Origin of the sequence: Tumebacillus amylolyticus (genome assembly GCF_016722965.1) — a bacterium.
Lineage (GTDB): Bacteria > Bacillota > Bacilli > Tumebacillales > Tumebacillaceae > Tumebacillus > Tumebacillus amylolyticus.
The window spans coordinates 428,011-449,285 of the sequence record NZ_JAEQNB010000005.1 but is presented as its reverse complement, the minus strand read 5'-3'; the positions used below and the strand labels follow the sequence as shown (position 1 = coordinate 449,285).

At 55.3% G+C, this 21,275-nt stretch carries 18 protein-coding genes and 1 tRNA gene; 12 read left to right on the top strand and 7 right to left on the bottom strand.

What is annotated here, in order from left to right; translation table 11 throughout:
- The first annotated feature begins 8 nt into the window (after positions 1-8).
- Positions 9-95: transfer RNA gene (locus tag JJB07_RS17670), tRNA-Leu, on the top strand.
- Positions 96-147: 52 nt separating this feature from the next.
- Here the strand turns inward: JJB07_RS17670 and JJB07_RS17665 are convergent.
- The 3 genes from JJB07_RS17665 to JJB07_RS17655 form a co-directional block, all read right to left on the bottom strand.
- The gene (locus JJB07_RS17665) at positions 148-384 is read right to left on the bottom strand and encodes a hypothetical protein (RefSeq protein WP_201637310.1); all 237 of its coding nucleotides are present in this window, start codon (positions 382-384) and stop codon (positions 148-150) included.
- Between the two features lie 62 nt (positions 385-446).
- On the bottom strand, positions 447-995 hold the full coding sequence (locus tag JJB07_RS17660) for a CcdC protein domain-containing protein (protein ID WP_201637309.1): 549 nt from the start codon (positions 993-995) through the stop codon (positions 447-449).
- A gap of 134 nt (positions 996-1,129) precedes the next feature.
- A complete protein-coding gene (locus tag JJB07_RS17655) occupies positions 1,130-2,068 on the bottom strand; it encodes an MBL fold metallo-hydrolase (RefSeq protein WP_201637308.1) in 939 nt (312 codons plus the stop codon).
- Between the two features lie 152 nt (positions 2,069-2,220).
- Between JJB07_RS17655 and JJB07_RS17650 the strand changes: the two genes are divergently transcribed.
- From JJB07_RS17650 to JJB07_RS17640, 3 genes are all read left to right on the top strand, one after another.
- A complete protein-coding gene (locus JJB07_RS17650) occupies positions 2,221-3,126 on the top strand; it encodes a hypothetical protein (RefSeq protein ID WP_201637306.1) in 906 nt (301 codons plus the stop codon).
- A gap of 239 nt (positions 3,127-3,365) precedes the next feature.
- Complete coding sequence (locus JJB07_RS17645; protein WP_201637304.1) at positions 3,366-4,043, top strand: response regulator transcription factor; 678 nt, start codon at positions 3,366-3,368, stop codon at positions 4,041-4,043.
- A gap of 1 nt (position 4,044) precedes the next feature.
- Positions 4,045-5,328, top strand: coding sequence for a sensor histidine kinase (locus tag JJB07_RS17640; protein ID WP_201637302.1), 1,284 nt, complete (start codon positions 4,045-4,047; stop codon positions 5,326-5,328).
- Positions 5,329-5,379: 51 nt separating this feature from the next.
- On the opposite strand, the gene JJB07_RS17635 is transcribed toward JJB07_RS17640, so the two are convergent.
- Positions 5,380-5,979 carry a pentapeptide repeat-containing protein gene (locus JJB07_RS17635; RefSeq protein WP_201637300.1) on the bottom strand — a complete coding sequence of 200 codons (600 nt, stop codon included), beginning with the start codon at positions 5,977-5,979 and terminating at the stop codon, positions 5,380-5,382.
- 162 nt (positions 5,980-6,141) lie between these two features.
- Here JJB07_RS17635 and JJB07_RS17630 point away from each other — a divergent pair, with 162 nt between their 5' ends.
- Both JJB07_RS17630 and JJB07_RS17625 read left to right on the top strand, forming a co-directional pair.
- On the top strand, positions 6,142-6,864 hold the full coding sequence (locus JJB07_RS17630; protein WP_201637298.1) for an NUDIX hydrolase: 723 nt from the start codon (positions 6,142-6,144) through the stop codon (positions 6,862-6,864).
- Between the two features lie 46 nt (positions 6,865-6,910).
- The gene (locus JJB07_RS17625) at positions 6,911-9,331 is read left to right on the top strand and encodes a bifunctional diguanylate cyclase/phosphodiesterase (protein ID WP_201637296.1); all 2,421 of its coding nucleotides are present in this window, start codon (positions 6,911-6,913) and stop codon (positions 9,329-9,331) included.
- Positions 9,332-9,422: 91 nt separating this feature from the next.
- Here JJB07_RS17625 and JJB07_RS17620 read toward each other — a convergent pair whose 3' ends face one another.
- Complete coding sequence (locus JJB07_RS17620; RefSeq protein ID WP_201637294.1) at positions 9,423-10,247, bottom strand: MBL fold metallo-hydrolase; 825 nt, start codon at positions 10,245-10,247, stop codon at positions 9,423-9,425.
- A gap of 229 nt (positions 10,248-10,476) precedes the next feature.
- Between JJB07_RS17620 and JJB07_RS17615 the strand changes: the two genes are divergently transcribed.
- Together JJB07_RS17615 and JJB07_RS17610 are read left to right on the top strand one after the other, a co-directional pair.
- Positions 10,477-11,040, top strand: coding sequence for a cob(I)yrinic acid a,c-diamide adenosyltransferase (locus JJB07_RS17615; protein WP_201637292.1), 564 nt, complete (start codon positions 10,477-10,479; stop codon positions 11,038-11,040).
- A gap of 14 nt (positions 11,041-11,054) precedes the next feature.
- The gene (locus tag JJB07_RS17610; RefSeq protein ID WP_347338364.1) at positions 11,055-11,864 is read left to right on the top strand and encodes a TIGR01457 family HAD-type hydrolase; all 810 of its coding nucleotides are present in this window, start codon (positions 11,055-11,057) and stop codon (positions 11,862-11,864) included.
- A gap of 62 nt (positions 11,865-11,926) precedes the next feature.
- Here the strand turns inward: JJB07_RS17610 and JJB07_RS17605 are convergent, their stop codons facing one another.
- The gene (locus JJB07_RS17605) at positions 11,927-12,466 is read right to left on the bottom strand and encodes a GNAT family N-acetyltransferase (protein ID WP_201637290.1); all 540 of its coding nucleotides are present in this window, start codon (positions 12,464-12,466) and stop codon (positions 11,927-11,929) included.
- Between the two features lie 301 nt (positions 12,467-12,767).
- Here JJB07_RS17605 and nrdR point away from each other — a divergent pair, with 301 nt between their 5' ends.
- The 4 genes from nrdR (at position 12,768) to JJB07_RS17585 (ending at position 20,605) form a co-directional block, all read left to right on the top strand.
- Complete coding sequence (nrdR, locus tag JJB07_RS17600; protein ID WP_201637288.1) at positions 12,768-13,232, top strand: transcriptional regulator NrdR; 465 nt, start codon at positions 12,768-12,770, stop codon at positions 13,230-13,232.
- Entirely contained in the window at positions 13,232-16,363 is a 3,132-nt protein-coding gene (locus JJB07_RS17595; RefSeq protein ID WP_201637286.1) for an adenosylcobalamin-dependent ribonucleoside-diphosphate reductase, read from the top strand. The genes nrdR and JJB07_RS17595 overlap by 1 nt, the downstream gene beginning before the upstream one ends.
- An 802-nt stretch (positions 16,364-17,165) precedes the next feature.
- Complete coding sequence (locus JJB07_RS17590; RefSeq protein WP_201637284.1) at positions 17,166-18,413, top strand: hypothetical protein; 1,248 nt, start codon at positions 17,166-17,168, stop codon at positions 18,411-18,413.
- Positions 18,410-20,605, top strand: coding sequence for a tetratricopeptide repeat protein (locus JJB07_RS17585; RefSeq protein WP_201637282.1), 2,196 nt, complete (start codon positions 18,410-18,412; stop codon positions 20,603-20,605). The genes JJB07_RS17590 and JJB07_RS17585 overlap by 4 nt, the downstream gene beginning before the upstream one ends.
- Before the next feature lie 55 nt (positions 20,606-20,660).
- Here JJB07_RS17585 and JJB07_RS17580 read toward each other — a convergent pair whose 3' ends face one another.
- Positions 20,661-21,038: a VOC family protein gene (locus tag JJB07_RS17580; protein WP_201637280.1), complete on the bottom strand. Its 378-nt coding sequence runs from the start codon at positions 21,036-21,038 to the stop codon at positions 20,661-20,663.
- Positions 21,039-21,275: the final 237 nt, after the last annotated feature.

The following is a 21,275-nucleotide window of genomic DNA, read 5'->3' as shown; positions in this document are numbered from 1 at the left end:
TTTCATATGCGGCCATGGCGGAATTGGCAGACGCGCAAGATTCAGGTTCTTGTGGGGGCAACCCCGTGGAGGTTCAAGTCCTCTTGGCCGCACCAACCATGCAATACATCGAGAAAGCCCATCCTTCAAGTGAAGGATGGGCTTTTTCTATTCTACGTTCTCCAAGATGTTCAGGAAGTTCTGTCGGTTGATGACCACGGAATTCTGGATGACGTTCTCCGGGTCGTGCCCGAAAACGACCAACTCGACGACGCTGAAGAGGTCTTGGTTCAATTTTTTGATTCCCTGCCATGAGTTCTGGCTCTTGGAGATCTCCTGCTCCATCTCCAAGTAGCCCATCGTCAGAAACAGGTCGGTGACTTGGTTGAAATTTTTGCTGTCCATCGCGTTCTCCATCCTTCCAGCCTACAAAGAAAGGGACGTAGAGGTACGTCCCTTTGGGCTGCTTATGCATTCAGCGATTGTTTCGATTGAATTTTGGCCGCCACTGCACGGAAGCGGAAGTAGGACCACAAGCGCCAGACAAACGTCGAAACGACCAGCACCATGATGTAGTAGGAGAGCATGATCTCGATGTCCGGAATGTGCGCTTTCGGGAGCAGTTCTTGGAAGAAGATCGGGTGGTTCTTGAAGATATAGGTCCGAACTTCATAACGCGCATACGGGAAACCGAACAAGATGATGTAGAAGAAGATGTTCGATTTGAACTGAATCTTGCCTTCCTTGTTCGGAGCGTAGTTGGTGAAGAGGATGTACGGAATCGCCAGCAAGATGCCGTAAACGAAGCACATCAGAATATCATCTGACACCCCGCGCTTGGCCCATACCCAGAAAATCCACGGCAGCGGCGCTACCAACAAGATATCGCTAAGCAAGATCCGAAGCCCGTTGCCTTTGACCGGGCGGCGAGTCTCCATAAATTGTTTGAGCGTCATGTAGATGATGATGGCCCAAACTCCATAGCCAATCCAATCCCACTGTTGTTGAGTCAACATTTGACCATTCTCCATTCATGAGTAAGTGGTTACGAATTCATTGTAACGAGGAGTTCAGAAATCTTCATCTGTCTTCCTTCATGTTTTTTAGGTCTTCAAGCGGGTGTAAAAAGTAATGGGACAAAAAGTGACCATTACTTAGCAAGTTGAACGCGCAGATTTCCGCGCCAAATGGTCGCATACCCGAGTGACGCAAACTCATCAGGAATCGGGAGTTCAAGCAGTTCCTCCGCTTGAAGTCTTTGCGCCTTGCCCGCCTCGATCGTCTGCAAGAACACTTCCAAATAACGCAGATTAAACGCAAGGTCCTGCATCCCTGCAACCGGCCCATGACCCGGCACGAGCACTTCAAGATCAAACTCGTTCTGGACACGAGTGAGGATCCGGTGCCACTCACGCGCATCTTCCCAGATCGCAAGGTGGCCGTTTGTGAAGATCAAGTCGCCCATGAAGGCGATTTTTTCATCAGGAAGGTAGAGGAACGAATCGCTCGGTGAATGCCCGCCGCCGAAGCAGTGCAACTCGGCCCGACGCTTTGTGCCATGAAAATCAACTCGCTCTGTAAACGTCACGGTCGGCAGTGTCAGTTCCAACGTATGAATGGTCTCGCAAATTTCCCGCATCTGCGAGAGGTGCAGCTCCAAATTTCGACGCTCGTCCTCCGTTTGAGCGGCTTCCACTTTCGCCGGAAGACTTGCTACATACCCGTCGATTCCGCTGCGCTGCTGCTCCACACGAGCTCGGTCTTGCTCGATCAAATCGCGTGTCAGCTTCGTCGAGATGATGGTAGCATCGCAGAACACCTGATTGCCGCGCACATGATCGCCGTGTCGATGGCTGTTCACAAGCAGTGTGACCGGCTTGCCTGTTAACAGCTCCGCCGCCGTGCGCAAGTATTGGGCAGCTTGCGGGGTTTGAAACGAGTCAAAAACCAACGTGCGATCTCCGAGGTCTACAAAACCGCCGTTGCTAAAAGCGCCATACCCATTTGTATCTATCGCTGCATACACACCTTCTGCGAGGCGTTCGAGGGTAAAATGTTTGGATGAGGTCAAAAGTTCGGCATTCGTCATGGAAAGCAGCCTCCTAATCTTGGAAATAAGTTTCCAGTTTATTGTAGCGCGATTGTCACGTTTTGCACATCGTTTTTTAAGGTGATTCTAAGGACTTCCATCCATACTGAGAACGTAGAGTGGACAATATCTCATCGAAAGGGTGAAGGAACATGAAGAAACAGGTAAAATTGTGGGCCGCAGCAGCTGTTATCGCAGTCGCGGGAGGTTCGGCAAGCGTGGCGATGGCGTCGACGAAATACATGACGGCTGTCACACCCGACAATACCCAAGTCCACACGCAAACCGACAAGTCGGGACATGTGGGCAAGGAACGCTTTCAGTTCGCCATCAAGGGCGGTCCGGAGTCTTGGAAGTCGAACACCGAATTGCTGACTCTCCTGCACCTCACCTCTGATGAACTCGCGCAGCAGCTCAAGGACGGCAAGACGCTCGCCGACATCACGACTGGGCAGGGAGTAGACAAACAACAAGTCATCGACCTCCTCGTCAAGCAACAGACCGCGCAAATCGACGCCGAGATTTCTGCGGGCAAGCTCCCGACTGAAAAAGCTACCGCGTTGAAAAAAGGCGTCACCGAGATGGTGACAGCCTCCGTCGAAGGGAAAAAAGGCGCGATGGCCTTCGGGGAGCACGGCGGCCCGCACAAGTTCATGTTCGGCGGCAAAGACTTGGCTGACTTCTTGAACATCACCCAAGACGAGTTGAAAACGGAACTCCAATCCGGCAAAAAACTCCTCGACGTCGCCGCGGCGCACAACGTGACCAAGGAGCAACTCACGACCTTCTTCACCGACCAGCAAACCAAGCAACTCGACGAACAACTCAAAGCCGGTCACATCACGCAAGACCAGTACAACGAAATGAAGTCCCACGTCGCCGACAGGGTCACGAACCTGATCGAAGGCAAAGGCCCGGCCGTGATCAAAAAAGACTTCAAGCAAGGCCAAGATTTCAAAGGCAAGAATCAAAAGCAAACCAAAGCCCAATGGCAACAATCCAAACAATCGCAAAAAAACCAATCTCAAAATCAGTCTCAAACCCAGCCTCAAGCCTAGTAATAAACCAAAGCTCAAACCTAGTCTTTAACCAAAGCTCAAACCCAGAATCAAACCCAGCTCCAAGTCCAACCATCTCCACAACCGCAAGCTTAGCAACCCAAAAGCGCCACCCAGCCTCACTCTCATTACCTACACATACCTACACACAAGAAGACAGGCAGACGATGCCTGTTCTTCTTGTTACAATAGAGAAATAGAAGTCACACAAAAAACTCATCCAAAAAGGAGGCCCCCGCATGCGCATCTTACTCGTGGAAGACGACCGCCCGTTGCTCGACGCCATTCGGCAGATGTTCGAAGAGGACTCCTACGCCGTCGACACCGCCGAACACGGAGACGACGGCTTGATGCTCGCCGAGCAGGGCATCTACGACCTGATCGTGCTCGACATCATGCTCCCCGGCACCTCTGGGCTCGACATCCTCCAACACCTGCGCAAGCGCGGTCTCGCCACCCCGATTCTCTTGCTGACCGCCCGCGACACGGTGGAAGATCGCGTGCGCGGACTCGATGCCGGAGCGGATGACTACCTCGTCAAACCGTTCGCCGTCGCCGAACTGCTCGCCCGAGCCCGCGCCTTGCTCCGACGCAACGGGTCGGTCAACCCGGACGGCGAACTTACATATGGACGCCTCTCCATTCGCCCGAAGTCCCGCGACGGCTACGTGGACAACCAGCCCTTGAAACTCACCGCCAAGGAATACAAACTCTTCGAATTCCTGCTCGTGAATCGGGAACAAATTCTCACCCGCGAGCAGATCTTCGACCGCGTTTGGGGCTTTGAAGTCGAAACCAACACGTCTGTCGTCGACGTCTACCTCCACTACCTTCGAAAAAAACTCGCCGTCCACAGCTGCGACCATCTCATCCAAACTGTGCGCGGCGTCGGCTGCATCTTGAAAGGGACAAGTTGACATGTTTCAAAAAATACGCGTGCAGTTGGTCACCCTCAACGCCGTCGTCTTTCTCGTGCTCCTGATCTCCTGCGGCATCGGTCTCTACATCTACATCGAGCACCGCCTACTCGACCGCGTGGATACCAACTTGCAAGAAATCGCCGCCATCCCGATGCAACCGATCATCCGCCCAACCGGTCGCGCCATCGACCGACCGGCCGTGACGATCATCTACGACAAACAGGGCGACGTACTCCAACCTCCCGACTCCAAGTTTGAAAAAGCGGACCTGCAGGCCCTGCAAAGTCTCAAGATCTCCCGCGACCCGCAAACGCTCAAACTCGACAACCACTCCTACCGCGTGCTGACCGTCCCCGTCACTCAGATCGAGATCCCGAACTCCAGCCCGTTTTCCCGTGGCAACTTGAGCGGACAACCGATCCAACAAGTGACGAACACCCTGCAAGTTGTGCGCAACATCGACGCCGAGCAAGATGTGCTCGACACGCTGTTCGTCGTCACGATCATGGTCATCGTCTTCGGCAGTGCGCTGACGGTGGGAGCCGGATTCTTTCTCGCGGGACGCGCATTGGTGCCGATCCGACAAGCTTGGGAACGGCAACAACAATTCGTCGCCGACGCCTCCCATGAACTTCGCACACCGCTGGCCGTCGTGCAGTCACACTCCGAACTCATGCTGCGTCATCCCGACGATACCATCGAAGACCAAAGCCGCAACGTCGCCGTCGTCCTCAAAGAAACCAAACGCATGACCAAACTGGTCAGCGACCTCCTCACGTTGGCACGAACCGATTCCAACCAAGCGCTCGTCGAAGGTCGCACGTTCTCCCTGGATGAAGTCGTCCGTGATGTGGCCGAAGATTACACCCTGATGGCCGAACTCCAAGAGATTGAACTGAAAACCAACATCGAATCCTCCCTCGACTTCACAGGCGACGAAAACCGCATGAGACAATTGCTCGTCATCCTGCTCGACAACGCGCTCAAATACACCCCCGAAGGCGGTCGCATCGACCTCACCTGCCGCAACGCCGCGATGGGGAACATCGAACTCAAAATCAGCGACACCGGCATTGGGATCGCGCCGGCTGACCTCCCGCGCATCTTCGACCGCTTTTATCGGGGAGACAAAGCCCGCACCCGCGCCGAGGGAGGTTCCGGTCTGGGACTGTCCATCGCCCAATGGATCGTGGAAGCCCACCACGGCAAGATTCGAGCGGAGAGCGTGCTGCACCAAGGGACGACACTCACCGTCACCTTGCCCAAAGTAAAAAAGGAGTGAGCCACCCGCGTGGCCCACTCCTTTTTTCTACTATTATATAGAAGGCACAGACTATTCGACTTTCGCCCCGAACGACTTCGCCAGTTGGATGGCGTGCTCCAAATCAATGCGCGCCCCGAACAGGTCGAGCGTGCGCATGTCGACGGCGTCGAGGTTCGCCCCGCGCAGATCGGCTTTGGTGAATTTGACATTGGTCAGTGTGGCGCGGGAGAGATCGGCGCCGCGCAGATCGCTTTTTTCCAAGTTGCAGCCGTAGAGGTCGGCTTCCGTCAGCCGAACGCCTTTCAAATTTTGCCCGCGCAGGTCTTGCAGTCGGAGATTGGCAAACGACCAGTCACCGCCGACGATGGAAAGCCCGCCGAAGTTCGTCTTCACAAAACTCGACCCCGTCATCTTGCACGAAGTGAACTTCGCGACCAAAAAGTTCGCATGGTCGAACTTGCAATTCAGAAACGCGCTGTTCGTATGCTCCGACGCATTCAACTGCGCGCCCGTGAAGTCACACTCTGAAAACACACAGCCCCGCGTGATCAATTCCCGCAAATCGGCATCTCGAAACGTACAGGCGACAAACGTGCAGTCCTGCCATTCGTCCTGCGAAAACCCCTCATGATTGAAACTCTCTCCCGAATACTCTTGTCCACTCCACATCTCCGTCACGTCCTCTCTGTTGCGTACCCTCAGTGTACCTGAGTCTTCCTGGACAAGCCACCATCGCTTACAGTTGAACGAGTCCATTAAGGCATGGTACGATGTTCTGGCACCTCATTTACAGCGCATACAATCGTATACGAGAAACGGAGGGACTTGCTTATGACAGAGAAATCAGGCCAATCGGAGAGCATCCGACAAGCGGCGACGATTTTGTTGGTGCGTCAAGAAACAACGCCCGAGCGGCTGGAAGTATACATGACGAAGCGACCGACCACGATGCGTTTTTTGGCAAGTCATTACGTGTATCCGGGCGGTCAGATGGACGAGGAAGACCACGATCCGCGCTTTGCCAAACGGGCGGTTCCTTTGAACCCTGTGCTCAACCCAGAAGGTCTGCCTTTGGCGTACTGGGTGTGCGCGCTGCGGGAAGCGTTTGAGGAAGTCGGAATCTTGTTGGCGCGCAACACGTCGGGGCAACTGATTCAATCCCAAGCCTACCGAGATGTGCGGCACGAGATGCTGGCGGGCCATGTAAGTTTTTATGAAATCTTGGAAAGCGAAAACCTCACCCTCGCCACCGATCTCTTGCGTTATTTCGGGCATCGCTTGACGCCGCGCAAGGTGTCAAAAAAGCGCTTTGACACGCGCTATTTTCTCACGATCTTGCCCGAGGGGCAGACGCCGGAGCCGCATGTTGGCGAAGTGGAGGAAGACGGCTGGTTTGATGTGACCTCCGCCTTGGATGGCGTTACGCGAGGCGAGTTGGAAATGGTACCGCCGACGCTTGATTCGCTGCGTGTGATCGGGCGTTTCAAACGTGTGGACGATCTGTGGAATTCGGCTGAAGGCGTGGGGACGCCGACACCGGAAGAATTGGCATAGGGATGCCGGGGACAGGGATGACAAAAAGGGAAAAGGGGGAAGCCCGATGGGGATGATTCAAGGAACCTATCACATGCCCCTCGTTGCAATTTCAGTTCTCATCGCGATCATCGCGTCGTACACGGCGCTGGATCTCAGCTCTCGTGTGACGGCTTCACGAAACATCGCGCGCCGCATCTGGCTGATCGGGGGCGCGGTTGCGATGGGCACAGGCGTTTGGTCGATGCACTTTATCGCGATGTTGGCGTTTGAGATGCCGATATCCGTTCGCTATAGCTGGTGGTATGTGCTTCTGTCCATTTTGCCGGCGATTGTGGCGTTTGGCATCGCGTTTTACTTGATCTCCCGAGAGACGTTCACCACGCGCACGCTTCTCTTGGGCGGACTGTTGATGGGCGGCGGCATCGTCGCCATGCATTACACCGGCATGAGTGCGATGCAGATGTCGGCGATGGTCTCGTACGATCCCGTTCTGGTGACACTGTCGGTCGTGATCGCCGTGGGGGCGTCCTGGGCGGCGCTGTATCTGCTGTTCCAATTGCGAAGCGACTCGCAAGACAGACGGCTGTGGGGACGCAAGATCGGCAGCAGCGTCGTGATGGGATTTGCGATCTCCGGGATGCACTACACCGGGATGTCGGCTGCGCAATTTATGCCGATGGACATGTCGGGCCTGCCACACCATCCATCGACCAACTCCTGGGGGATCGCCTACGGAATTGCGATGGGGACGCTTGTCATCCTCGGGTTCGTGATCGTCAGCGCCGTCGTGGATCGACGTCTGTCTGTACAGTCCTCGAAACTCGAGCTGAGCGAACAGCGCTACAAGTCGTTGTTCGAACACAACCCGGACGCGATTTTCACCATCGACTTGCAGGGCTACTTCGTGGAAGTGAACCCCACCGCAGAAAAAATGCTCGGGTACAGCGCCGAGAAGTTGATGAAGATGATCTACCTCCCGTTCATCGATGAAGCGGACCGAGAACGCACGATCGAACATGCGCAAAAAGTTCGCTCCGGCATCTCCTCGATGCTCGAAGTGACGTTGCTTACACGCACCCGCCGCGTGCTGGCGGAAGTGACAACCGTGCCGATCTACGTAGACTCTGAGATTTCCGGTGTCTACGTGATCGTCCAAGACATCACAGAACGCCGCGAGTCGGAGCAGGCCATCAACTTCATGGCGTACCACGACGACTTGACCGGCTTGCCAAACCGACGTCTCTATATGAAGCAATTGCAAGACGCAGTGGACGCCGCCGACAAGCAGGGAGCTCTGGTTGCGACGATGTTGCTGGACATGGACCGGTTCAAAAACTACAACGACTCGCTCGGTCACAGCTTTGGCGACAACTTGTTACGCGCCATTGGGCAACGTTTGGTGAATTCCGTACCTCCAGGAGCGCTGGTTTCACGTCTGAGCGGCGACGAGTTCACCGTCCTGCTGCCTCGCGTAGAACGCATGGAGCTCATCGACGAAACGGCGCAAAACTTGTTGCAAGCCATCTCGGAGCCTCTGCACCTCAACGGCTACGACATTCGCCTCGAAACGTCGATCGGGATTGCGGTCTATCCGGACAGCGGCCGCACGGTCAGCGACCTCATGCGCAACGCGGACGTCGCGATGTACCGCGCCAAGGAGCGGGGCAATACGTATCAATCGTTCGACCCGCAGATGGTAAGCGTTGCATTTGACAAAATGGTCATGGAACACGACCTGCGCAAAGCGTTGGAGCGCGACGAATTCATCGTCTACTACCAGCCTTACGTAGACATCCACAACCGGCAGATCGTCGGAGCGGAAGCGCTGATTCGTTGGCAGCACCCCGAACGAGGTTTGGTGCCGCCGTTTCAGTTCATCCCGTTTGCGGAAGAGACCGGTCTGATCGTGCCGATCGGAGATTGGGTGATGCGCACCGCGTGTGCCCAGTGCAAGAGTTGGCAGGAGCAGGGCCACAATTTGCGCATCGGCGTCAACCTTTCCTCTCGCCAGTTCCAGCAAGAGACGTTGGTGCAAACTGTGCAAGACATTTTGGACGAGACGGGGCTTCAACCCGAATTTCTCGAATTGGAGATCACGGAGAGCATGACGATGGAAGTCGAACGCTCGATCTCGATGCTCACGAAGTTGAAACAACTCGGCGTGCGCATCGGCATGGACGACTTCGGCACTGGATACAGCTCGCTGAGCTACTTGCAGAAGTTCCCGCTGGATCGGCTCAAAATCGACCAGTCCTTCGTGCGCGACACCCACATGTTGACCCACGAATCGGCGATTGTGCCGACGATCATTTCGATGGCGCACAACCTCAAACTGCAAGTCACCGCCGAGGGCGTCGAGACGCCGGAACAACTCGACTTCCTCAGCACGCAGTTTTGCGACGAAGCGCAAGGCTATCTGTTCAGCAAACCGGTGCCGGCCGCCGAGTTCCTGCAGCTCCTCCAAAGCCCGCACAAACAGGTCTAGCAAAAAGAAGTCCGACACGCCCGCGCGCAGTCGGACTTTTTTTTATAAAAAAAGACCCGTTCGCACCGCGGCGTCGGGTCTCTGGTTTGAATTACAGGGAGTGGTACGTGCCGTCCACATCGCGGGCGCGACCATTCTCGATCAAGTGGATCACAATCCCTTGGATGGTGCGCTCCGCCACCCACATCACGCTGGGATGGACGCTGCCTTGGTAGACCGCTTCGACCAGTTCCGCTTCGGTGCGAGGGCGTTCTCTCAAGAGTTGGTAGACTTGCTCCACGCGTTCCAATCGGCGGGAGATGAAAAAGTCGATCTTGGCTTCGACATCGGAGATCATCCCGCCGTGACCGGGGGCGATCCAAGCGGCTTGGAAGGTCTTCAGACGGCGCAAGGTGTCCAAGTAGACACGCAGGTCGCCATCCGGGGGTCCGATCCAAGTCGTGCCGACTCCGACGACGTTGTCGGCGGTGAACAGCACGCCGTCCTCCGGCAACCAAAAGTTCAAGCAACCGTGCGTGTGGCCCGGCGCGTGCAAGACATGCAATTTCAAACCGCCCACGTCGACGACATCGCCCTCAACCAGCGTCCCGCCGACTTTTACGGGCGCGATTTCCTTTTCCACGAGTTCCACTTCGAGCGGGTGGGCGTACACCGGGCAATCAAAATGCGAGGAGAAAAACTTCGCCCCCGGCGTGTGATCGTGGTGGTAATGGGTCATGAGAATGGCTTCGACCTTCGGCGACCCGATTTGCTTCACATACTCCGCCACTTTTTGATGGGCTTCCTCGTGTTCGTAGCCTGCGTCGATCAACACCGCCCGATCTCCGTGAACGACCAGATAGACGTTGGTCGTGGTCGCCGGAAACAGCGTCGGCGTGGTGACGGGCAGTTGGTGGACGTGCGGGGTGACTTCCATGCAAGCAAACCTCCTCTTCAACTAAAACTCTATATTTTGTAGTATAACGGGTGTTTACAAACAGAGAAAAGTATCTTATAATTCTGACATAGGGGAAACAAATGAGAGCTGCGTTGTTTGGGGAAACAACGTAGGAGCTATTCAAACGCAAAATGTACGGTAGGAGGCCTCTCGTCATGAGTGGCCTCTTTCGTTATGATAAGATCAGACGGGAAAGGAGATGGTAAGAGTGAAAATCTATACCAAATCGGGTGACAAGGGCGAGACCTCGCTCATCTACGGACATCGCATCCCCAAAGATGCGGTGCGCGTTGAAACATATGGTACCATCGACGAAGCGAATTCGATGATCGGGCTTGGTGTATCGTATCTGCGCGAGGTGACGTTCCGAACGGACGACCTGCAACAGCAACTGCTCACCATCCAGCGCGACCTGTTCGATCTGGGCCGCGACCTCGCGACGCCGGTGGAGAAAGCAGAAGAGAAGGGCTACTACGTCAGCGCCAAGCAAGTCGAGCAAGTGGAGTCCTACATCGACAGCTTCGATGCGGAAGTGCCGCAGCTGACTCGCTTCATCCTGCCGGGCGGACACAAATCGGCCGCCGCTCTCCAAACCGCTCGCACGATTACCCGCCGTGCGGAGCGCATCGCGGTGACGCTTTCCAAAAACGAGCCGGTCAACCCGGAAGTGCAACGCTATTTGAACCGGCTCTCCGACTACTTGTTCGTTGTGGCCCGCGCCATCAACCATCGTGCCGGGACGCACGAGCCGGAAGTCGATTTCACCTTCTAGGAGTGATTGTGAACGTGAAAGACCTGACATGGCTACGAGACATCGAGACGTTTCTGATCGACCTCGACGGCACGCTCTACCGGGGCAATGAAGTGATCGAAGACGCGCCTGCGTTCATCGAATGGTTGCAGAGTTCCGGCAGACGATACTTATACGTCACCAACAACTCCTCCCGCACCCCGGAGCAAGTGGCAGACCATCTGCGGCACTTGGGGATTCCGGCGCAGACGGAGGATGTTTTCACGTCAAGCCAAGTGGCGGCGGAGTACATCAAAACGGACGGTCGCAGCGGCAAGCGCGTATTCGCCGTGGGCGAGGGCGGTCTCTACACCGCGTTGACCGAAGCCGGTTGCGAAGTCGTCAAGGAAGGTCCCGCCGATTATGTCGTGCAGGGCATCGACCGTGACTTTTCCTATGAGAAGTTGAAACATGCTTCGCTGCTCATCCAGAGCGGCGCTCTGTTCATTTCGACGAACGTCGACAAAGCCCTGCCCACCGAACACGGCCTGTTACCGGGTTCGGGGTCGTTGGCGGCGGCGATTCGCACCGCGTCCGGCACCGAACCGCTCGTCATGGGCAAACCGGCCGCGAGGATGATCGACTTCGCCATCGAGCGCCTGGGCGTGAGCAAGGACCGCGCGGTCGTCGTCGGCGACAACTTGGAGACCGACATCCTCGCCGGTGTGAACGCCGACGTGCGCACCGTGCTGGTGCTGACCGGCTTCTCCAAGGAGGAGCACATCGAGAGCGCCGAGGGACGTCCCACCGTCGTCCTGCACTCGCTGACCGACCTTCGCCGTCATGTGGAAGGCACAGAGCAATAAGCAGAGAAAAAAGACCCGTTGCACCTCCTGAGAGGTGTGAACGGGTCTTTTTTCTTCACTTATTATTCATCTGTCCGCAGTTTTCCGTAGATCACGAGATCGCGGAACTCCCCAAAGGTGTAGGCCGCGCCTCGCAGTACGCCTTCGCGCTTCAACCCGATCTTCTCCACGACACGGTGCGAGCCGATGTTCGGTGCTTCGATTTTGCCTTGCACACGGTAGAGGTCCATCTGCTCGAATCCGTATTGGATCAATGCGCCAAGCGCTTCCGTCATAATCCCTTGGCTCCAGTAGTCTTTGCGCAAGATGTAGACCAGGTCGGCGGAGCGGTCCCGGTGGTCCCAATGTTGCAGTCCGCAGGTACCGATGATGCGACCGGTGTTTTTTTCTTCGATCCCGAGACGAATGCCGCGTTTGTTTTCAAAATTGTCGTCGTATTTCTGAATCAACGAACCGATTTGCTCGCGGGGGAACGGCTCGTTTCCGTAGTACTTCATGACGTCCGGGTCCGACAGAAACACAAACACATCCTCCGCATCCTCTTGCGTTACTTGGCGCAAGACCAACCGATTCGTCTCCACGCGGGGAAACACAGCTTCCATCTTCAACACTCCTTTTTTCAAACAAACAGTCTAGGTCTTCTGACCCAACTTTAGCAAACCGGCTACGGTCGATCAAGGGCTCATCCCCGTCAAACGAAGTTACGCCCCTTTCTCGACTTCCTTGACGATTCTCGGCGATTCTCGACGAACTAGGGGTCGCCTATCGCCGCGCTGGTACATATTTCATAGACTTATAGACTCTTGACCCTAACTAAATCTAGTGGATATAATCACATAGGTTAGTCAACGAACACTACATATGGTGTTTCGATCAGGAGAGAGAAAGCGAGGACCCCACATCATGAAATGTCCGTATTGTGCCCAAGCGAATTCCCGCGTCATTGAGTCGCGAGCGACCGATGAAGCGGTGCGCCGCCGTCGCGAATGTGAGAACCAAGACTGTCAGCGCCGGTTCACGACCTATGAAAAAGTCGAGATGGCCCCGCTGATGGTGATCAAGAAGGACAAAAAACGCGAGGAATTCTCGCGTGAGAAATTGCTGCGGGGTCTGCTTCGCGCCTGTGAGAAACGCCCCATTGCCGTCGATGAGATCGAGTCGTTGGCCGATCACGTAGAGAAGACGTTGCGCAGAGAGTTTGACAAGGAAGTCCCTGTCGAAGCCGTTGGCGAACAGGTGATGGACCGACTGCGCGACCTCGACGGCGTGGCGTATGTACGATTTGCAAGCGTCTACCGCCAATTCAAGGACGTGGAGACGTTTGCCCAAGAAGTGCTCGGATTGCTTACTCATAAGGGGGACCAGTGATGACTCAAGAACTTCAAACCAGCATTCTTCCTTTTACCCAAGAAGATTATCTCGCACCGACCGGTGAGCGGATCGTATCGGACCGCTACCTGCTCAAAGACACCAAGAAAGAAACCCTCGGCGTCGGCAGCGTCGTGGTAGCCGTGGTTGATAAAAAGCGCGCCTACCACGAACTGGCGCGTGTCATCGCGCTTCATGACGCGACCCGGCAGGTGCAAGTGGAATTGCGAGACGGGTATCGTCTGGAACTCCCTTATGATCAGATTGACGTGCTCAAGGAAACTTCGCCGCGTGAGATGTGGGCCCGGATTGCCCGCGGGGCGGCAGAAGCGACGAACGACCCGCAGATGTGGGAAGAGCGTTTTTATCAACTTCAAGCCGGTTGGAAGTACGTGCCGGGCGGTCGCATCAACGCTTCGATGGGCACGGGGATTCAGACGACTTCCTACAACTGCTTCGTCATCCCGAACGTCGGCCCGTCGCCGCGCGACTATGCGTTTTCGTTTGGACAAACGTTGGAGATTCAAGCGCGCTCGGGCGGCGTCGGCATGAACCTCTCGCAAGTCCCGCCGCAAGGAAGCCTGACTCCTGTCAAAGAACTCAAGCGTTCCGACGTGCAATTGGTGCTGGACGTGTGGCACGGCGATGTCGTCGACTTTTTGAAGGAAGAAAGCTACAAGCACACGACCAAAGTGATTCGCGTGACCCGTGAGTTTTTGCGTGCCGTCGAAGAGGAAGGCGAATGGACGTTCCAATTCCCGGATACGTCTGTGGAAGGCTATGACGAACTGTGGAACGGCAATCTCTCGGACTGGCTGGAAAGCGGTCGTGCGGTTGTCCAAGGCGAAACGGTGAAAGCGGCCGACCTGTATGAGCAAATCGTCGAGAGCGGTGTCATGGTCGTGCAAGATGTGATCGGGTTGACGCTCGTGCCGGGCGACTCCCGTGGCACAATTGCTGAGACGCTGGCCGACATGTGGGAAGCGTTGCTCAAAGGCAAGCGCGTTTCGGTGGTCTTGTCCTCTCTGCGTCCGCGTTACAGCTATGTGCGCGGTGTGAACGGCCGCAGCTCGGGGGCGTATTCGTGGGGCAATCTCTATGACAAAGGCAACTATGTGTTCGCAAACGGATTTGGTCCGGTCGGTGTCGGGGAGATCATGAGCGTGGGCTGTCAGCTCACGTTGCAAGGCGGTTCCCGTCGCGGGGCGTTGATGCTGATCTTGAACGACAAGCATGCGGACATTCGCAAGTTTATTACGTGCAAACAAGCAGACGGCGTCATCACCGGCGCGAACCTGTCAGTTGGGGTCTCCGAAGAATTCATGGCGGCACGAGCAGCAGGCGAGAAGTGGTCGATCGGCTATCCGGTGCTGGAGTCCGCGGAGGACTTCGAAGCCACCGAGCAGTTCGACGCAGAATCGCTCTGGGATGAGATGATGCAATCCGCTTGGCAATCGGCTGAGCCGGGCGTTGTCTTCCTCGGTCGTTACAACCACATGTCGAACTCGAACTATTTCAACCCGATCATCGCGACGAATCCGTGCGGCGAGCAAGGTCTGCCTGCGTACGGCATCTGCAACCTCGGCGCGGTCGTTCTCAGCCGTTTCGCAGTCGGTTTCGTCGGGACGAAGGAAAAAGCGACATTTGCAAACGCCGCACTTGAAAAGCAAATTCGTGCAGAGCTTGGCAAACACTTCGCCGAATCCAGCGCGGAGTTCCTCTTGCATCATATTAAATGGGAAGAACTCGAAACTGCCGTCCGCACCGGGCTGCGTTTCCAAGACGCGGTCATCGACGCGACGTACTACCCGTTTGAAGAGAACCGCAAAAACCAACTCGCCGAGCGTCGCGTGGGTCTGGGAATCATGGGTCTGCATGACCTGATGCTGTTCTGCGGCATCCGCTACGGTTCGGAAGCTGCGACTTCGTTGAACGATGTCTTGCTGGGCATGATCGCCGAGTGGTGCTACCTCGAATCGGTGGAACTGGCGAAGGAGAACGGCCCGTTCCCGATGTTTGACGCCGATAAGTACCTGCAATCGGGGTACATGCAGGTCATGGCACAGGAAAAACCGCATGTCGTCGCCGCGATTCGCGAGCATGGCGTGCGCAACGTCACCACGATGACGATCGCTCCGACGGGGACGACCGGCACGATGGTGGGTTGCTCGACAGGCTGTGAGCCGTACTATGCGTGGAGTTACTACCGCAATTCTCGTCTGGGTCTGTTTGAAGAGAACGCGAAGATCGTCAACGACTTCTATGAAGCACATCCGGGAGTAACGGAATTGCCGGAGTACTTCGTGACCGCGATGGACCTCACGCCGGAGGAGCACGTTATGGTGCAAGCTTCTCTGCAAAAGTGGATCGACTCTTCGATTTCGAAGACCTGCAACGCGCCGAACTCGTATACCGTGGAAGACACCAAGCGCCTGTACGATTTGGCGTATGAGCTGGGTTGCAAGGGCGTCACCATCTACCGCGACGGTTCTCGTTCGGAGCAAGTGCTTTCGTTGAAGGAAGAAGACAAGCAGGAGGAAGTCACAGCATCTGCGGAGGCTCAAGTGGCCGCAGTCGCTGAACCGCTTCCGGTGATCAACAGCAAACCGAATTACAAAAAGCCGCGCCCGGACGTACTCTACGGTGCGACCTATAAAAAAGACACCCCGCTGGGTTCGGCGTACATCACGATCAACGACGACCCGGAGGACGGCTTGGCCCGCGAAGTCTTCGTCAACATCGGCAAGGCCGGCTCCGACGTCTACGCATCAAACGTCGCCCTCGGCCGTGCGATCTCGCTCTACCTCTCCGATTCCTCCAACCCGGACAAAGAAGCGCTCCTCGTGAAAAACTTCTCCGGCATCGGCGGCTCGGGATCTGTAGGCTTCGGTGAACGCCGCATCACGTCCGTCCCGGACGCAATCGCCAAATCGCTCATCGAACACAGCGAAACGTTCCCGCTGCGCCACCTCGACTTCTTGAAAGACAAAGAAGTCGCCTGCGCCGACGAACACAAGTCCCTGCGCGACTACAATACCGGCAAAGACTTCTGCCCGAACTGCCACCAGCACAGCTTGGTGAGACAGGGTGGATGCAATGAGTGCGAGGCTTGTGGGTTTAGTAAGTGTTAAGGGAAGAGTAGGAAGAAGCTAGGTAGAAAATGATGTAGGGCATTTGCATATGCAGATGCCCTATTTTTTTAGTACAGGATATTTAGGGTTTCATAACGAATTTGATTGCTGTGAAGTGTAATAACTGAATTTTATTTTTAATATGATAATTCGAATTGTGATGTGCATGGAGTACCCAAACAACATCATTCAACCTGAACCCGAAAGGAGGAATCCCCATGAAAAAAATCACCATCAAGAAAACCGAGGTAGTAAAACTCACCAGCAGCGCAGCTTCCTTGTACGGACCTGGTACCGGTTGCGACCTGTACAACACGTGGTAAGGGAACAAAACTCACCCTGAACGGAGGTGTCAGCATGAAGACGTTGGCGATCAAGAAACTCGGTGCAGTCAAGCTCGCCGTATCACCCCTGTATATTCCGGAAGACTGCTTGCCGTACACGTTCATGGCGTAAGGGAACAAAAAGCGAGGCCAACAACGGCCTCGCTATTTTTATTGTTTTAATTAGTCGAAAATTGTTGAAAATTAATAATTGACTTTGTATTGTAGATGTTATAAATTTAAGGCGTAGAGGGGAGCACAAGTTTCCAACTACATAATCCAACATCCAAAGGGAGGAATTAATCATGAAAAAAATGATGGTTAAGAAAACCGAGGCTGTAAAACTCACCACCGCGGCGTCCCTGTACGGCGAACCGTGTGTTATCGTTGTAGGTTACTAATCTCTTCGGAAAAAAAGCGGGGCACAGCGATGTCCCCGCTTTTTTTCTTATCCATCAAGGAATTGAGGTGAATCTCACATGGACGATCAACAAGACCAACGAAAAATACACCTGCACCCGCTGACCTTCCTCCCCGACTCGGAAGGGGTGTCCATCGGGAGGTTTGGAACGGATACATTTGCCGTGTTCCCGGAGGACGGCGCGGAGTTGATCAAGCAATTGCAAGCAGGTCTCACCGTAGGCGAAGCGGCCCGCTGGTACCAAGAGACCTATCACGAAGAGCTCGACATGGGGGATTTCTTGGAGATCTTGCGCGATCTCACGTTTGTCATCGAGGAACCCGAAGGCGGAGACCTACATACGAATGATCTCGCAACCTCCCGCTCGGACAGCCCAACGCTTCGAGGCCAAACGCTCGGAAAGTGGGCGTTCACTCCAGTCGCTTGGATTCTCTACGCGGTGTTGATCGGGGCGGGCGTTGCGTTTCTATGGAAGTACCCGGAGTTACGACCTGCGCGAAAGCACGTCTTTTTCACCGACTATACAACCGCGATTATCCTCGGGCTGTTTATCGGGCAGATGCTCGGCATTTTGGTTCATGAGAGCATGCACTTGCTCGCCGGTCGACGACTGGGGCTGCCGTCTAAACTGAGCGTCGGACGTCGGATGTACATGCTGGTGTTCCAAACGTCGATGCCGGGAATCGCCGGCCTGCCGCGCAAAGTGCGGTATCTACCGTTTTTGTCGGGGATGTTTGGGGACGTGCTGTTTTTCTCGGCGCTGGTCCTGCTCGCGGGGATTACGCAAATCCTCACAGGCGAGCTCAATCTCTTCGCACGGTTTTGCTTAGCGCTCTCATTCACTACAATCCTGCGGTTTCTCTGGCAGTTCTACTTCCATTTGCAAACGGACATCTACTACGTCATCGTCACGATCCTCGGCTGCGTCAACTTGCAAGAGACGGCCCGGCAGAAGATCGCGAACGTCTGGTACCGCCTGATTCGCGCCGACCACAAATTGCACGACCCGTCGCGATGGGCGGAGACGGACGCCAAAGTGGCGCGGTGGTACGGGCCGGTGTACAGCGTGGGGTATGCGTTTTTCCTGTACGTGTTGGTGTTTGTCATGTTCCCCATCGCGTATAAGTTTTTGTCCACCGTCTTCATGAACTTGTTGCACGGCTCCACCGACAAGATGTTGGATTCGGTGCTGTTCATCGTCTTCAACGGCATCCAATACGGGGTCGTGGTGTGGCTGTATGTGCGAGGTCGCCTGACGCGACGCCGCAGTCAAAAATCAATCGTCCAAGGAGGAGTAGGGAAATGAGCATGGCACAGACGCAAAAACATCGTTGGATCACAGGACAGACCCGCGCCGACCGTGAAGCGGTGTATGGGGCAGGGGACGCGGGGCAGGGTGTCTTTTTCATTGAGGCGCATCGTCAGTTGAGAGGTCCGTATACGGCGGCCGGCGAGCTGTTGCGTCAACTGATTCCGACCGTGCAGCAGCGCTGGCCGGAGCTTGTGGAGCGCCACGTCGTCGAAATTTTAAGCCTTGCGCCGGAGTTGCGTGCAGTCGTGCCGACGTCCCGTGAAACGCTGACGTCCATCGCCATTCCCGAAGAGCGGACCCGTTTTTACGCCCGCGCCCGCACGCTGCGCTTGACCAACGGCGTCATCGAGCTGTTGAAAAAACTCGCAGACCCGGCGCGCATGGGCCCGTTGAAACTTGTGTTTGAAAACGCGGGGGATTGCGAACACCTCGACGGCGAGTTTTTCGCGACGATTTTGCGCCGTGCTCATCCCGCGCAGATTGAAGTCACGCTCAGCACGAAGCCCGAAATGGAGCAAGAGATGGTTCGCGAAGCTCTGGAGAAATACGCCGAACGAGTTGAAGCTCCGGCGACAACCCAGCACCAACCGGCTTCAATCGAAACGGACGTTCTCGCACTCGCCAAACGCTTTGTGCAATCCGACGGCATCTCCGACCGTGCCGAGGAAATCGCGGCCTACGAATCTCTCACCGAGGAGCAACGCCAAGCTCTGCACGATGAACGGGCGGACGAGTTGGTGGCGCGTGACGAGGTCACCTTGGGTCTCGGGGCCATCCCGTGGCATCGTGAACGGGGGAGTTCAACGAAAGCGGCGATTCTTGCGTTGCGTACTCCCTTGGACTATTGCCTCAACATGGGGTTCTACGAATCGTGCTTGGACTTCGGCTTGCGAGGCCGCAAATTTGTGGATTGGTCGGATGAGAACTTGGAGATGATGTGGGCGTTCACGACGAAATCGACCAACTCGCTGGCCGCTCTGGGTCGCGCCGAAGAAGCGGAAGTTCTCTACAACGACGCCCGCGCCCACACGGACAACGAAGTGATCCTCATGCAAGCCGCCTATGCCACGTCGATGCTCTACACCCGCCATCGCCAAGACCGCGACCACTCCACCGCCCGCTATTGGATCAACCAAGCGCTGGACCTCGCCGCGAAAGTTTCCGACGAAAAAGGGCGCATCTTCCGCACCGTTTTCTACAACAACGGCCTCGCCCTCGTCGAAATGCACGTCGGCAACATCGAAGAAGCGCTGCGCCTCGTAACGGACGGGCAAGCTCGCCTCAACGAGATGCTCGGCGAGAACGAGCAGATGTTGCACCGCTCGGTGCTCATGAACAACAAAGCGCATATCCTCAGCGCGATGAAACGCTACGAAGAAGCGCTTTCCGAATTAAACGAAGTGATCGCGATCGACCCGAATTACCCGGAGTATCACTTTGACCGGGGCAACGTGTTCAGCAAAATGGATCGTCTCCCGGAAGCCATCAATGATTACACGCACGGCATCGAAATTTCGCCGCCGTTCCCGGAACTTTACTACAACCGCGCCGCTGCGTACAACCGCATGGGCGAAACTGAAAAAGCGCTCGCCGACTACTCCTATCTCTTGGAGATCGAGCCGACCAACCTCGACGGACGCTTGAACCGCGCCACGCTGTATCTGGAAGCGGGAGAGACAGGCGCTGCTCGTCTGGACGTGGAGGAAGGGCTCGCCCAAGACCCGCAACACGCGCAACTTCTCTGCACGCTGGGCTTGATCGAGATGGCGGAAGAGCACCCCGAAGCGGCGGAAAAAGCGCTCCGCGCCGCCCTCGCCATAGACGAAACTTTGCTGGAAGCCTACGCCAACCTCTCCGTCCTCCTGTTTGAAAAAGAGGATGCACAGGGAGCGGTTGAGGTTCTCACCGCATCTGTGCAGCACCACCCGCAAGCGGCCGTGCTGTACTTCAACCGCGCCTGGGCGTTGCAAGCGCTGGAACGTTATGAAGAGGCCGCCGAAGACTACACGCAAGCTCTGGAACTGGGCTCCGAAGAAGCGCAGGAGATCTATTTCCAACGCGGCGCTTGCTTGCTGGAACTGGGCCTTGAGGAGGAAGCGTTCGCCGATTGGAAGCGCCATCTCGCCAGCGGCGAGTCTCCGTACTTGGAAACGATCCAGAACACAGCGCCTGTACTTGTACAGTAATAAAAAAAAGAGGTGTTCCGCTCCGGCGGATCACCTCTTTCATTTAATGAGAACCTTATTTCTCCTCGACAGCAAAGTAATTTCCTTCGCTATCGGCAAAGTTAAACACTTTTCGAGAACCCATATGTACGATCTCGCCGACCGTGATGTTCTTGTTTACGAAGGAACTGCGCAATTCCTCGAGATTCTCCGAGAAGAACAACAGGGAAGGGGTGGCAAGATTCAATTCCGGTTGGAGCTTGGAGATGATTTCCTTGTTGTGGAGGACAATGGAAGTTTCAGCGTCCTTGGTTGGCGCGATTGTAAACCATTTCATGCCATGTTCGTTGTCTTCTTCGGATATCAAAACGAACCCTGCTTTTTCTGTCCAGAAATTCACCGCTTCTTCTTGGTTGTTTACATACAACATGATCTGACCGACTTTGTACATCATTCAACATCACTCCTTTTCGCTGTACCAATTCGCCCTCCGAAGAATTGTTCCCTTTTTTACGGTGAAATAACATCATAAACAATTTCTTACTGCATAAATTATCCATGTAGAGGGTCTCCTACATACCAACTACAAAATTCATACCTTGAACTGGAGGAATTCCCAATGAAAAAAATGACCATCAAGAAAACCGAACAAGTAAAACTCACCACCGCAGCAGCTTCCCTGTACGGCGAG